Annotated in this window: 11 protein-coding genes; 8 read left to right on the top strand and 3 right to left on the bottom strand. The window is 65.9% G+C overall.

The genetic code is table 11. The annotated features are described in order from the left end of the window. Positions 1-71: 71 nt before the first annotated feature. From M1D87_RS14215 to M1D87_RS14205, 3 genes are all read left to right on the top strand, one after another. Entirely contained in the window at positions 72-1,382 is a 1,311-nt protein-coding gene (locus M1D87_RS14215) for a citrate-proton symporter (protein ID WP_015270478.1), read from the top strand. Next, entirely contained in the window at positions 1,382-2,836 is a 1,455-nt protein-coding gene (locus M1D87_RS14210; RefSeq protein WP_183596836.1) for an amidase, read from the top strand. The genes M1D87_RS14215 and M1D87_RS14210 overlap by 1 nt, the downstream gene beginning before the upstream one ends. Positions 2,837-2,901: 65 nt before the next feature. After that, positions 2,902-3,675, top strand: coding sequence for an IclR family transcriptional regulator (locus M1D87_RS14205; RefSeq protein ID WP_061304489.1), 774 nt, complete (start codon positions 2,902-2,904; stop codon positions 3,673-3,675). Positions 3,676-4,023: 348 nt separating this feature from the next. Here the strand turns inward: M1D87_RS14205 and M1D87_RS14200 are convergent, their stop codons facing one another. The 3 genes from M1D87_RS14200 to M1D87_RS14190 all read right to left on the bottom strand — a co-directional run bounded on the left by M1D87_RS14200 (position 4,024) and on the right by M1D87_RS14190 (position 6,625). Continuing rightward, positions 4,024-4,935, bottom strand: a complete 912-nt coding sequence (locus M1D87_RS14200) for a LysR family transcriptional regulator (RefSeq protein ID WP_003260483.1) — start codon at positions 4,933-4,935, stop codon at positions 4,024-4,026. A gap of 281 nt (positions 4,936-5,216) precedes the next feature. After that, on the bottom strand, positions 5,217-5,873 hold the full coding sequence (locus M1D87_RS14195; RefSeq protein WP_061551812.1) for an HAD family hydrolase: 657 nt from the start codon (positions 5,871-5,873) through the stop codon (positions 5,217-5,219). A gap of 356 nt (positions 5,874-6,229) precedes the next feature. Next, positions 6,230-6,625, bottom strand: a complete 396-nt coding sequence (locus M1D87_RS14190; protein WP_123084069.1) for a RidA family protein — start codon at positions 6,623-6,625, stop codon at positions 6,230-6,232. A gap of 141 nt (positions 6,626-6,766) precedes the next feature. Here M1D87_RS14190 and M1D87_RS14185 point away from each other — a divergent pair, with 141 nt between their 5' ends. From M1D87_RS14185 to M1D87_RS14165, 5 genes are all read left to right on the top strand, one after another. Then, positions 6,767-7,681, top strand: a complete 915-nt coding sequence (locus M1D87_RS14185; RefSeq protein WP_061304487.1) for a LysR family transcriptional regulator — start codon at positions 6,767-6,769, stop codon at positions 7,679-7,681. A gap of 138 nt (positions 7,682-7,819) precedes the next feature. After that, positions 7,820-8,428, top strand: a complete 609-nt coding sequence (gene lexA, locus M1D87_RS14180) for a transcriptional repressor LexA (RefSeq protein WP_013972727.1) — start codon at positions 7,820-7,822, stop codon at positions 8,426-8,428. Then, on the top strand, positions 8,428-9,048 hold the full coding sequence (gene imuA / locus M1D87_RS14175) for a translesion DNA synthesis-associated protein ImuA (protein ID WP_025339259.1): 621 nt from the start codon (positions 8,428-8,430) through the stop codon (positions 9,046-9,048). Before lexA ends, imuA begins: the two co-directional genes overlap by 1 nt. Before the next feature lie 6 nt (positions 9,049-9,054). Further along, positions 9,055-10,473: a Y-family DNA polymerase gene (locus M1D87_RS14170; RefSeq protein ID WP_123084070.1), complete on the top strand. Its 1,419-nt coding sequence runs from the start codon at positions 9,055-9,057 to the stop codon at positions 10,471-10,473. Continuing rightward, a complete protein-coding gene (locus tag M1D87_RS14165; RefSeq protein ID WP_123084071.1) occupies positions 10,470-13,550 on the top strand; it encodes an error-prone DNA polymerase in 3,081 nt (1,026 codons plus the stop codon). The genes M1D87_RS14170 and M1D87_RS14165 overlap by 4 nt, the downstream gene beginning before the upstream one ends. The last annotated feature ends 148 nt before the right edge of the window (positions 13,551-13,698 follow it).

Genomic DNA, 13,698 nt, shown 5'->3' with positions numbered 1-13,698 from the left:
GACGACTGCCGCTGGAACCCGGGCGCGACCGCGCCTGGGCGATCACCCAATCATTGTGTGGAGTGTTTCCTATGCAGACTTCGAGCACCGGCGTGTCGCGTACCCGGCAAGTGGTCGCCGCCGTCATCGGCAACGCCCTGGAGTGGTATGACTTTATCGTGTACGGCTTTCTGGCCAGCATCATCGCCCGGCAATTCTTCCCCTCCGACGACGAATACGCCTCGCTGCTGATGGCCCTGGCTACCTTCGGCGTCGGCTTTTTCATGCGCCCGGTGGGCGGCGTGCTGCTGGGCATGTATTCCGACCGCAAGGGCCGCAAGGCGGCGATGCAGATGATCATCCGGCTGATGACCGTGTCCATTGCCATGATCGCCTTTGCCCCCGACTACCTGGCAATCGGCATGGCCGCGCCGATGCTGATCGTGGTGGCGCGCATGCTGCAGGGTTTTGCCACCGGCGGCGAGTACGCCAGCGCCACGGCCTTCCTGGTGGAGAGTGCGCCGGCCCACCGCAAGGGCCTGTATGGCTCGTGGCAGTTGGTGGGGCAGTGCCTGGCGGTGTTCTCCGGGGCGGCGATGGTGGCCCTGGTCACCCACCTGTGCACGCCTGCGGCGCTGGACAGCTGGGGCTGGCGTATCCCGTTCGTGCTTGGCCTGCTGATCGGCCCGGTGGGGCTGTGGATTCGCAAGCACATGGAGGAGCCCGAGGAATTCATCGAGGCGCGCCGCCAGGCCAAGGGCCAGTCGCCCAGCCTGTGGCAGGTGCTGCGTGAGCATCGGCGCAGCCTGTTGGTATCGATGGGCCTGGCCTGTGGTGCGACGGTGTCGTTCTACGTGGTGCTGGTGAACATGCCGACCTTCGCCCACAAGAACCTCGGGCTACCGCTGGACCAGGTGCTGCTGGTGCAGATGCTTGCGGTTGGGCTGATGACCGTGGTGATCCCGCTGTCCGGGGCGTTGTCTGACCGGCTGGGGCGGCGCCCGGTGCTGATGGCCTTCACCCTGGCGTTCTTCGTCATGGTCTACCCGTTGTATGTGTGGGTGGCTGCCGCGCCGTCGCTGGAGCGCCTGTTGGTGATGCAACTGCTGCTGTGCACCGCCATCGGTGGCTTCTTCGGGCCGGCGCCCACGGCCCTGGCCGAGCAGTTCCCGGTCGAGGTGCGTTCTACCGGTGTGTCGGTGGCCTATAACGTGGCGGTGATGGTGTTCGGCGGCTTCGCCCCGTTGATCGTTACCTGGCTGAGCAAGGTGCTCGGTACCCCGGTGGCGCCGTCGTTCTACGTGCTGTTCGCCTGCCTGCTGACACTGCTGGGCACCTATTGCCTGAAAGAAGCCCCACGCGCGGGCAAGCCTGCCGCTTTCAACCTTGGAGTGAAACCGTGATGCCGCTAGCCATCGACCCCATCGTTGCCCTCGATGCCGAGGCATTGTCCCGGGCCATCCATGCCCGCCAGATGTCGTGCCGGGAGGTGATGCAGGCTTATCTGGCGCATATCGAACGCTTCAACCCGCAGGTCAATGCGCTGGTGTCGCTGCGCCCGGCCGAGGCACTGCTGGCCGAGGCCGATGAGCGTGACCGCGAGCTGGCCCGTGGCCATTCGCGCGGCTGGATGCATGGCATGCCCCAGGCGATCAAGGACCTGGCCGCCACAGCCGGGTTGCGCACCACCCTGGGCTCGCCGCTGTTCGCCGAGCAGGTGCCCGAGCAGGACGCGATCAGCGTGGCGCGGGTGCGGGCCAGTGGTGCGCTGATCGTGGGCAAGAGCAATGTGCCGGAATTCGGCCTTGGTTCGCAGACCTACAACACCCTGTTCGGCACCACCACCAACGCCTACGACCCGGGCAAGGTGGCCGGGGGCAGCAGCGGTGGGGCGGCGGCGGCGCTGGCCATGCGCCTGCTGCCGGTCGCCGATGGCAGCGACATGATGGGCTCGCTGCGCAACCCGGCGGCGTTCAACAACGTGTATGGCCTGCGCCCGTCGCAGGGCCGCGTACCCCACGGGCCGGCGCCGGAACTGTTCGTGCAGCAGCTGGCTACCGAGGGGCCGATGGGCCGCAGCGTGGTGGATGTGGCACGGCTGTTGTGGACCCAGGCGGGCTTCGATGCGCGGGCGCCGTTGTCGCTGGGCGATGGCCGGCACGATTTTGCCGCCGGGTTGCAGCGCGATTTCCGCGGCGTGCGGGTTGGCTGGCTGGGCGACTACGACGGTTACCTGGCGATGGATGACGGGGTGCTCAGCCTGTGCGAAGCGGCCCTGGCAGACTTCGCCGAACTGGGCTGCCGGGTCGAGGCCTGCCAGCCGGCGTTCGACATGGCGCGTTTGTGGCAGTGCTGGCTGACCCATCGCCACTTCCTGGTGCACGGCAACCTCGCTGCGGCCTATGCCGACCCGGGCAAGCGCGCGCTGCTCAAGCCCGAGGCGCAGTGGGAGGTGGAGGGTGGCCTGCAACTGAGCGCGGCGGCGGTGTACCAGGCTTCGGTGGCCCGCAGCGACTGGTACCGCGCGCTGGGCAAGCTGTTCGAGCGTTACGATTACCTGCTGTTGCCATCGGCCCAGGTGTTCCCATTCGATGCATGGCAACCGTGGCCAACGGTGGTCGGTGGGCGGGCGATGGACACCTATCACCGCTGGATGGAAGTGGTGATTGGGCCGACCCTGGCCGGCTTGCCGAGCATCAGCGTACCGGTCGGTTTCAACGCTGCCGGGTTGCCCATGGGCCTGCAGATCATCGGCCCGGCCCAGGCCGACCATGCGGTGTTGCAGCTGGCCCATGCCCATGAACAGCTCACCCGTTGGGTAGCGCGGCGCCCACCCCGGAGCCTGCAAGCGCCATGAAACCGCTGGGCAGGCGCGGATCTTGCTGGCTATCCTGACCATCCAGTTACAGGGAGGTCACACTCATGGGCATCACGGCAGACAGTGGCGGCGTGCGTTCGGTGGAACGGGCGCTGGCCATCGTCGACCTGCTTGGCGAACACCAGGCGCTGGGCCTGGAAGAACTGCATTACCTGACGGCGCTGCCCAAGGCCACGGTGTCGCGCATGCTCGCCACCTTGCAGGAGCAGGGCTGGGTTTACCGCGGCCTCAGCGACAGGCGTTACCGGCTGTGCGCGCGGCGCCTGTTCGGTGACCGCCAGCTGCGTTTCAAACGGCGCCTGGTGGAACACGCCGCGCCCATGCTGCTGGAATTGAGCGAGCGCACCGGGCTGGTGGCCGACCTGTCGTGTTTCGACGGCGAGCGGCTGGAGGTGATGGAAAGCGCTGTGCCCCAAGTATTGCGCAAGCGTTACCCGCACACCTGCCAGATCGTCGGGCATCATGCCAGCCTGTTCCACTCGGCGATGGGACGGGCATGCCTGGGTGAGTTGGCGGTCGATGAAGTGCAGCGCCTGGCGGCCCATGAGCGGGTGGGCGACGAGACGGTGCTGCGCGATATCGAGGAGGAAGCGAACAAGGGGTTCGGCCAGCGCACCGAAGGGCACTGGGAGTACCCGGTGCGCTTGCCGTTCCTGATCCGCGCCATTGCCCTGCCGGTGCATGCCGAAGGGCGCCTGGCCGGGAGCATTGCCTTGCACTGGCCGCTGGACCAGGCGCCGGTGGAGCGGGTGTTGAACCTGCACCTGAACAGCCTGGCTACAACGGTGGGGGATGTGCAGCGGGCCCTGATTGTTTGAGTCAGCCTGTACCGGCCTCTTCGCGGGTAAACCCGCTCCCACAGGGAAAGTGCATTGCCCGAGGCTTGCTCGGTACCTGTGGGAGATAACCCAGCCCTTTTGGGCTGCGCTGTCGCGCAGAGAACAAATATCGCTCGTCTGACGCGGCCTTTGTAGGAGCAGCCTTGTGCTGCGAAGAGGGCGCTACAAGCAACAGACAGGCTTTGTCAGTACCGGCCTCTTCGCAGCACAAGGCTGCTCCTACAGAACCTCGCCGAACCAATGAGTCATGTGTTGTTCTACGAGAGCGGGTTCACCCGCGAAGAGGCCAGTGCAGCAAACAACAAAAGAAGCTGTGTCCGCAGCCCTTCAGCGCTCCAGGCTGTACATCCGGCACTCCGCCAGCAACGCCAGCAGGTTCGGCTCCCGCTCCCGCGCCTTGAGGAACACCACGCCAATATGCTGCTGCAAGCGATATTGCGGCTTCAAGGCAATCAACCTGACCCGGTTTTCATACACCGCTGCGATCCGCCCAGGCAGCAAGGCAAAGCCCACGCCCGAGCTGACCATGCTCAGCAGGGTGAAGATATCGTTCACCTGCATGGCTACCTTGGGTTCAAAGCCGGCCTGCTGGAACACCCGGGCACCATCGCGGTGGGTGGCAAAGCCCTGGGTCAGGGTGATGAAGGTGGAGTCGGCCAGGTCGGCCAGGTCCACCTCGGCCTGCTCGGCGAAGGGTGAATCGATGGGCACGGCAAGGAAGATGTCGTCGGAGAACAGCGGTAACTGCTCGCAGGCCGGGTCGCTGACGCTTTCGTCGAGCGACACGAGGATGGCCTCCAGTTCGTGGTTCTTCAGGCGCTGCAGCAGGTCGACGTTGGAGCCCAGGGTCAGGTCGATGTTGAGTTCGCTGCGGCGCAGCTTGAGGCCCATGACCAGCTTGGGTACGGTTTTCACCGTCAGCGAGTACAGCGCACCCAGGCGGAAGCGCTCGGCGTAGAAGCCGGCGGCCTCGCGGGTAAGGCGAACCATCTGCTCGGCGTCCTGGATCAGTTGGCGGGCTTTCTTTTCCAGCACGTAGGCGCTTTCCAGCGGGATCAGCTGGCGGCCTTCATGCTTGAACAGCGGGCAGCGCAGTGCGCTTTCCAGCGAGTGGATGGCGCGGTGCACGCTGACAGCACTGGTGGCCAGCTCTGCGGCGGCGCGGCCGAGGTTGCCGGTGCGCATGAAGGCGAGGAAGGTTTCCAGCTTCTTGAGGGTCAGTTCTTCGTCGATCAGCATCGGGGCCTGGGGTGTGCGGCTTGGGGGTTATGGTGGATTTGAGATCGAGCGCCGCCCGCGCGGCGCTTCGCAGCACAAGGCTGCTCCTACATCTGTTTCGGGCCAGTATCGCCTGTTCCAATGCACGCGACCGCCTTGTTTGCCCGGCACGATATCGAGGTGGACGCCAAGGGACCGCGCGCTTTCGCCTCAGGAATAACTGGCCCGAAACAGATGTAGGAGCAGCCTTGTGCTGCGAAGCGCCGCGCGGGCGGCGCTCGATCTCAAATCCACCACATACCTCAAGCCCGACGCTCGATCAACGCCCACAACGCCGGGTCGTTGAAATCATCGATCACCAATCCGGCCCCCGCTGCCAGCAACCGCTCCGGCGTCTGCGTAGTGGCCACGCCCACGGTAAAGATCCCCGCGCCACTCGCTGCCGCCACCCCCGGCAGCGAATCCTCGAAGGCCAGTGCCTGCCCGGCCTCGGCACCCAGCCGCTGCAACCCGGTCAGGTAAGGCAGCGGGTCCGGCTTGGGCCGTGCCAGTTCCTCGGCCACCAGCACGTGCGCGAAACGCTGGCCCAGGCCCATGGCGTTCAACATGTGCTCGGCGTTCAGCCGCGGTGCATTGGTCACCACGCACATGCCGATGTCACGAGCCTGGGCATGTTCCAGCAGGCGCACTAGGCCCGGCATCGGCTCAAGAGCCGGCGACATGTCGCGGAACAGCGCCTCCTTGCGGTCGGCCAGCACCTGGCACTGCTCGGCACTGGCACCGGCAAACAGCTCGGCGAACAGCTCGCCGTTGGCGCGGCCGCTGACCTGGGCATCGAACTGCGCCTGGCTCAGCTCGCGGCCGTCATGCTCGCGCAGCAGTTGGCGAAAGGCCTGCAGATGCAAGGTGTCAGTGTCGGTGAGGGTTCCGTCGAGGTCGAACAGCAGGGCAGTCAGCATTGGGTATCCAGGTCCAAAATCATGGGCGGGCCAGAAGGAAGATTCTTTGCCTTTGGAGTCACGTCAGCTACGCGACTTCCTGAGTGTACTGGAGTACGGCAGCCTTGGCAGAGCTGTGCTCGAACGCGAGGTTGAGGCCTGCGCGTCGAGTCAGCAAATGCCAAAGCTGGGGATCAGCAACTGCTTGCTGTCTGGGTTCGATATTGCGTTTTAATATTTAGCGCGCAAAATATATTTCCACTATCCGGTCTATTGGAGCGCTGCATCGCCGGAACGATGGTGCGGATCCTCGCGAGGGCTTCCCGCACACCGTCCTCCGCAGTCAGGTTGCCGGACCAGCCATATAGCCTTCAGCATCATTGCGGTAGTTTAGCGATCACCTTGATCTCGAAGTCGAAGCCCGACAGCCAAGTCACGCCGATAGCGGTCACTGTCGGGTAGGGGGCTTCACCCCAATACTCGGCCGCCACCTCCCAGATGGTTTCGAATTTCGAGTCGGGGTCGACCATGAAGATGGTCGTGTCAACCACATCCTCGAAACTACTGCCGGCTTCGGACAGGATCGCATTGAGGTTGGCGAAGGCCATGCGAACCTGCGCCGCGAGGTCCGGCTCGGCCGAGCCGTCCTTGCGGCTACCTACCTGGCCGGAAACGAACAGAAAACCGTTGGAACGAATCGCTGGCGAGTAGCGGTGGAGCTCATACAAAGCATGGCGATCAGGCGGGAAGACGACATCACGTTTGCTGGGCATTGCATACCTCGTTCGGGGCCCTGGCGGCCCGGTGATTAGGGTGAAGTCACTATAAGAAAGGCCGCCGGCCTGAATAAACGGGCAGCGCTGGCCATGACTGTTTGTATAATCCAAACAATCCAGGCGCGAGTGAGACGTGGAATGGACCGTTTCGATGCAATGCAGGCATTTGTCCGCGTGGTGGAAACCGGCAGCTTCACCAAGGCGGCAGCCACGCTGCACATGAGCAAGACCACCGTGACGCAGCTCGTTCAGCAACTGGAAGCGAGGCTGCGTGTGCGCCTGCTCAACCGCACCACACGCAAGGTGAATGTCACCGCCGACGGTGCGGCCTACTACGAACGCGTCGTCCGGCTGCTGGTCGACATGGACGACGCCGAGACCAGTTTGTCCAGCGCGTCGATGACACCACGCGGGCGGCTGCGAGTGGATGTCCCCAGCCCACTGGCGCGAATGCTGCTCATACCAGCCTTGCCAGGGTTCTTTGCACGCTATCCAGAAATTCAGCTGACTGTGGGCGTGAGCGATCGTATCGTCGACATCATTGGTGAAAACGTCGACTGCGTGGTGCGTGGCGGCGAGATTACCGATCAATCCCTGGTGGCAAGGCACGTGGGCGATTTGAAACTCGGCATCTATGCCGCGCCCGGCTATTTGCAGCGCTTCGGTACGCCGGTGCATCCCCGTGAGCTAGAAGAGAGCCGACACAACACCGTCGGCTTCCTCTGGTTTCGTACAGGCAAAGCCTTGCCCTACGCGATGCAGCGGGGCGAGGAGCGCATGGAAGCCCACGGCCGCTCGCAGCTGATGGTCGACGACGGCAATGCGTACCTTGCCGCCGGCTTGGCTGGCCTGGGGATAATCTGGCTACCGCAGTACATGGCCAGACCGCACCTGGCCAGCGGCGAGCTGCTGCCGCTGTTTGAAGACTGGCAGATGGCGCCAATGCCGATGTACCTGGCATTCCCGCCCAATCGCCATGTCAGCGCCAAGGTGCGGGTATTTATCGACTGGATGATCGAGTTGATGGCCGAGCATGCGCCTGTGGCTGGGTGAAACAGGGGTAAACCCATTTCGCCATCCAAACGCATCAGCCTTTTCCCTGGAGTATCAGCCCAGCTATTGAACGCAGCCGCCAAGCCGTCGACGAAGGGGGCTGTTCAGCGTGCTCGGAAAAGAGTACAAATGTGCTCCATGGACAATCTTACCCCAAAACGCCGCGCCATCTTCGAGTTCATCCGTGAGCGCATCGCCGACCATGGCCAGCCGCCGAGCCTGGCCGATATCGCCACGCGCTTCGGTTTTGCCTCGCGCAGCGTGGCGCGCAAGCACATCACCGCCCTGTGCCAGGCCGGCTACATCGACGTCACGCCGAACCAGGCGCGGGGCATACGCCTGGCCGAACGGCTGCGCCGCCCGGAAATCCTCGAAGTGCCGGTGCTGGGCCAGGTGGCGGCAGGCGCCCCCATCGGCCCGGACCTCGACATTCACGAGCAACTGCTGCTCGACCCCAGCCTGTTCCGCCGTACCCCCGACTACCTGCTGAAGGTGCGTGGCGATTCGATGATCGACGACGGCATTTTCGACGGCGACCTGGTCGGCATCCTCCAGCAGGCCGACGCCCGCGATGGCCAGATCGTGGTCGCCCGCCTGGACGGCGAGGTGACCATCAAGCGCCTGCAACGCCAGGGTGGCAATTACCGGCTGTTGCCACGCAACCCGGCCTATGCGCCCATCGATGTGCGGCCTGAACAGGAGTTCTTCATCGAAGGCGTGTTCTGCGGCTTGCTGAGGCGTGACTGATGGGCGCGGTGGTCGACCTCGACAGGTTGCTCGACCAGCGCCGGGTATGGCGCGGTCGGCAGGCCCAGGCGCGGCCGCTCGGCCTGCAGCCCACGGGCCATGCCGCCCTTGACCAATGCCTGCCGGAAGGTGGCTGGCCGGCGGCTGCGCTCAGCGAACTGTTGCTGGCCAGCCCCGGCTGTGGCGAATTGCAGCTGCTGTGGCCGACCCTGGCCCGCTTGAGCGCTGAAGCCAGCCGAATCGTGCTGGTGGCACCGCCATTCATTCCTTACGCCCCGGCCTGGCAGGCCGCAGGGGTGGACCTGCGCTGGCTGGTACAGGTGGATGCCGCACCTGCCGATGCCCTGTGGGCCGCCGAGCAGTGCCTGCGCTCCGGCAGTTGCGCGGCGGTGCTGTGCTGGCCGGAACGTGCCGATGACCGCGCCCTGCGGCGCTTGCAGGTGGCTGCCGAAACCGGGCAGGCGCTGGCCTTCGCCTGCCGGCCGCAACAGGCGGCGCACAACCCTTCACCCGCGGCGCTGCGCATTGCCGTCGACACCCGCCCGGCACAATGGCGCGTGCTGAAAAGCCGTGGTGGCATGCCACCGGCGCTGCCCATCGCCTGCCCGGGGCGGGGCTGATGCAACATGCTCTGGGCCTGCATCCTGCTTCCGCAGCTGGCGCTGGACACGGTCCTGCGTGAGCGTGACGACCCCGATACCCCCCTGGTGCTGCTTGGCGGGCCGACCCAGCGACGCGTGCTGCAGGCGGTCAACCCGGCGGCGGCGGCGCTCGGCCTGCAGGCCGGGCAAACCCTGACGGCGGCGCGTGCGCTGGCCGATGGCTTCAGCTGCGTCGAAGCCGACCCCAGGCGCATCGACCAGGTGCAGCAGTTGCTGGCAGCCTGGGCCTACCGCTTCAGTGCCCAGGTCAGCCTGCACTACCCACGGGCGCTGTTGCTGGAGGTGGGTTCCAGCCTGCAGCTGTTCGGCCCCTGGCCGCTGTTCGAGGCCCGCCTGCGCCAGGAGCTGGCGGAGCTGGGCTTGCGCCAACGCATCGTCCTGGCCAGCAACCCGGTGGCGGCGCGCATGCTCGCCAATGCTCACGATGGCCTGGCCGTGATGGATGCCGATGCCACCCGTGCGGCGCTGCTGGGCATGCCCATCGAGCGTATCGGCCTGCCTGCGCAGGCTGCCGAGGCCTTTGCCCGCATGGGCCTGCGCCAGTTGAGCCAGGTGTTGGCCTTGCCCCGCGACAGCCTGGCCAGGCGCTTTCCGGCCCAGGTGCAGCTGCACCTTGACCAGTTGCTCGGCCTGCGCAACCTGGGGCTGGGCTTTTACCAGCCCCCGGACCGTTTCGAGACCCGGCTGGAGCTGAACTTCGACGTCGAATCACACCAGGCCCTGCTGTTCCCGCTGCGGCGCATGCTCAACGACCTTGCCGCGTTCCTCGCCGGGCGTGACTGTGGCGTGCAGCGTTTCTGCCTGCACCTGGAGCATGCCGAAGGGCCGGATACCTTGCTGAAGGTAGGCCTGCTGGCCGCCGAACGCGATGCTGCGATGCTGTTCGAACTGGCGCGCGGGCGCCTGGAGCCGCTACGTATTCCCGCACCTGTGCGCAACCTGCGGCTGGTTGCCGAGGACCTGCCACCCTTCGTGCCGCAACACCAGGCATTGTTCGACCCCCGTGCGCAGCAGGCGCAACCTTGGGAACAATTGCGCGAACGGCTACGCGCCCGCCTGGGGGATGAGGCGGTCAAGGGCCTGAGCGCGGCAGCCGATCATCGCCCCGAATGCGCCTGGCAAGCGGTAGAGCAGGGTGCCCAGGGCAGCATGCCGGTCGTTCCTGGCAGCCGCCCTGGCTGGCTGCTGTCGGCCCCCATGGCGCTGGACGAAGGCGGCTATCGCCTGCAAGGCCATGCCGAGCGCATTGAATCGGGCTGGTGGGATGGCGGCGATGTGCGCCGCGACTATTACCGTATCGAAACCCGTGACGGCCTGCGCGGCTGGGCCTACCGCGACCTGGGCAAGGCCGGCCCGTTGTGGCTGCAGGGCTGGTTCGCATGAACACCCCGGGTTATGCCGAGCTGCACTGCCTGTCCAACTTCAGCTTCCAGCGCGGCGCGTCGAGCGCCGACGAGCTGTTCCGGCGCGCGCGTGAACAGGGCTACCAGGCGCTGGCGATCACCGACGAATGCACCCTGGCGGGTATCGTCCGTGCCTGGCAGGCGGCCAAGGAACACCAGCTGCGGCTGATCGTGGGCAGTGAAGTGCAGTTGCAGGACGGCCCCAGGCTGGTGCTGCTGGTGCAGGACCTGGCCGGCTACCAGAACCTGTGCGCGCTGATCACCCGGGCCCGGCGGCGGGCGCAGAAGGGCGAGTACCAACTGTTTCGCGATGACCTGCAGCAGCACCATCAGGGCCTGCTGGCATTGTGGGTTGCCGATGACAGCGGCGATGCCACCCCCGGGCAGTGGCTGCACGGCGTGTTCGGTGAGCGCCTGTGGCTGGCGGTGCACCTGCACCGCGGCAGTGACGATACCTTGCGCCTTGACCGCTTGCGTAGCCTGGCGGCCAGGGTCGGCATCCGCGCCGTGGCCTGTGGCGACGTGCACATGCACGTGCGCGGTCGCCGCGCCCTGCAAGATTGCATGACCGCCATTCGCCAGCATTGCCTGGTGGCCGAGGCCGGGCGCTTCCTGTTTGCCAATGGCGAGCGGCACCTGCGCAGCCAGGCGCAACTGGGCGAACTCTATCCCGCCGACTTGCTGGCCGAGACCCTGGCCATCGCTGCGCGCTGCCAGTTCGAGCTGAGCGAATTGAAATACCAGTACCCCTGCGAATTGGTGCCCCAGGGGCATACCCCGGCAAGCTGGTTGCGCGAGTTGTGCCAGCAGGGTTTGCCGTCGCGCTGGCCAAACGGGCCGAGCAGCAAGGTGAGGGATGTGCTGGCCAAGGAGCTGGCGCTGATCGAGGAGCTGGGCTACGAAAGCTACTTCCTGACTGTGCACGACATCGTCGCCTTCGCCCGCAGCCAGCGCATTCTGTGCCAGGGGCGGGGCTCGGCAGCCAACTCGGTGGTGTGCTTCGTGCTGGGCATCACCGAGCTCGACCCCATGCAACACCACCTGTTGTTCGAGCGCTTCCTGTCGCGCGAGCGCAACGAGCCGCCGGACATCGACGTGGACTTCGAGCACGACCGGCGCGAGGAGGTGATCCAGTATGTGTTCCGCCGCTATGGCCGGCACCGGGCGGCGCTCACTGCGGTGGTCAACACCTACCATGCCGCCGGTGCGGTGCGGGATGTGGCGCGGGTGCTGGGGCTGCCCGCCGACCAGGTGGACGCCCTGGCCAAGTGCTGTGGCCGCTGGAGCGATCGCATACCCGACGACCAGCGCCTGGCCGAGGCCGGCTTCGAGGCGGGCAGCCCTTCGCTGCGCCGGGTACTGGTGCTGGCCGGCGAACTGATCGGCTTCCCTCGGCACCTGTCACAGCACCCGGGCGGGTTCGTCATCTCGCAGCAACCCTTGGACGAGCTGGTGCCGGTGGAGAATGCCGCGATGCCGGAGCGCACGGTGATCCAGTGGGACAAGGACGACCTGGACATGGTCGGCCTGCTCAAGGTCGACGTGCTGGCGCTGGGCATGCTCAGCGCCTTGCGCCGTTGCTTCGACCTGCTGCAACGCCACCGTGGCCGGCACCTGACCCTGGCGACCATCCCCGCCGAAGACCCGGCCACCTACGCGATGATCAGCCGTGCCGAGACCATGGGCGTGTTCCAGATCGAATCGCGCGCGCAAATGGCCATGTTGCCGCGGCTTCGGCCGGAAAAGTTCTACGACCTGGTCATCGAGGTGGCCATCGTCCGCCCCGGGCCGATCCAGGGCGACATGGTCCACCCTTACCTGCGCCGGCGCCTGAAGCAGGAACCGGTGACCTATCCCTCGCCGCAACTGAAGGCAGTGTTCGAGCGCACCCTGGGTGTGCCGCTGTTCCAGGAGCAGGTGATGGAGCTGGCGATGGTCGCGGCCGACTACACCCCGGGCGAGGCCGACCAGTTGCGCCGCAGCATGGCCGCCTGGAAGCGTCACGGCGGCCTGGAACCGCACCGCGAGCGGCTGGTGCAGGGCATGTTGCGCAATGGTTATGACCTGGCGTTTGCCGAGCGCATCTTCGAGCAGATCAAGGGCTTTGGCAGTTATGGCTTTCCGGAATCGCACGCGGCCAGTTTTGCCTTGTTGTGCTATGCCAGCAGCTGGCTCAAGTGCCATGAACCGGCGATTTTCACCTGCGCGCTGGTCAACAGCTGGCCCATGGGTTTCTACAGCCCCGACCAGTTGCTGCAAGAGGCCCGGCGCCAGGGTATCGAGGTCAGGTCGGTCGATGTGTGCCACAGTGACTGGGACTGCACGCTCGAGCCTGAGCCTGGAGAGGTGCTGGCCATTCGCATGGGCTTGCGCCTGGTACGCGGCCTTGCCGAGGCCGATGCCAGGCGCCTGGAGCAGGCGAGGGCACAGCGGCCATGGCGCGATGTCGAAGACCTGTGCCTGCGTGCCGGGCTCGATTCGCGTGCCCGCGCCCACCTGGCCGATGCCGGCGCGCTGCGCGCCTTGGCCAGGGACCGGCATCAGGCGCGCTGGCAGGTGGCGGCGGTGCAGCCGCAGCTGCCTTTGTTCGCCGATATCGAAGCCTTGCCGGAACGTACCGTCGAACTGCCCGTCCCCAGTGTGGCAGAGGACCTGATGGCCGATTACCAGACCCTGGGTACCACGCTTGGGCCGCATCCCCTGACCTTGTTGCGCTCACGCCTGCGGGCCCTGGGCTGTCGCAGTTCGCGCGAGCTGCAAGATGTCGGGCATGGTGACAACATTGCCGTGGCCGGGCTGGTGGTGGGCCGCCAGCGGCCACAGACCGCCAGCGGCGTGACCTTCGTCACCCTTGAGGACGAGCACGGCATGGTCAATGTGGTGGTGTGGCGGGCGCTTGCCGAACGGCAGCGGCGGGCACTGGTGGGGGCGCAGTTGCTCAAGGTCAGCGGGCGGCTGGAGCAGGAGAATGGCGTGCGCCACCTGATAGCACGGCGGTTGGAGGATGTGAGCCCGTTGTTGCAAGGGCTGGATGTACGCAGCCGGGATTTCCATTGATCCTCGGCACCTCACGCAAAACCCTGATTTTTGCGCGGTCCCTGTGGGAGCGGCTTTAGCCGCGAACACCGGCGCAGCCGGTGCCATGCACCGCGCTGGATTCTTCGCGGCTAAAGCCGCTCCCACAGGGTACGAGGATTGCTTGCGA

The organism is Pseudomonas sp. SA233 (assembly GCF_054792385.1).
The sequence above is the reverse complement of the archived record's forward strand: the minus strand, read 5'-3'. Positions and strand labels throughout refer to the sequence as shown.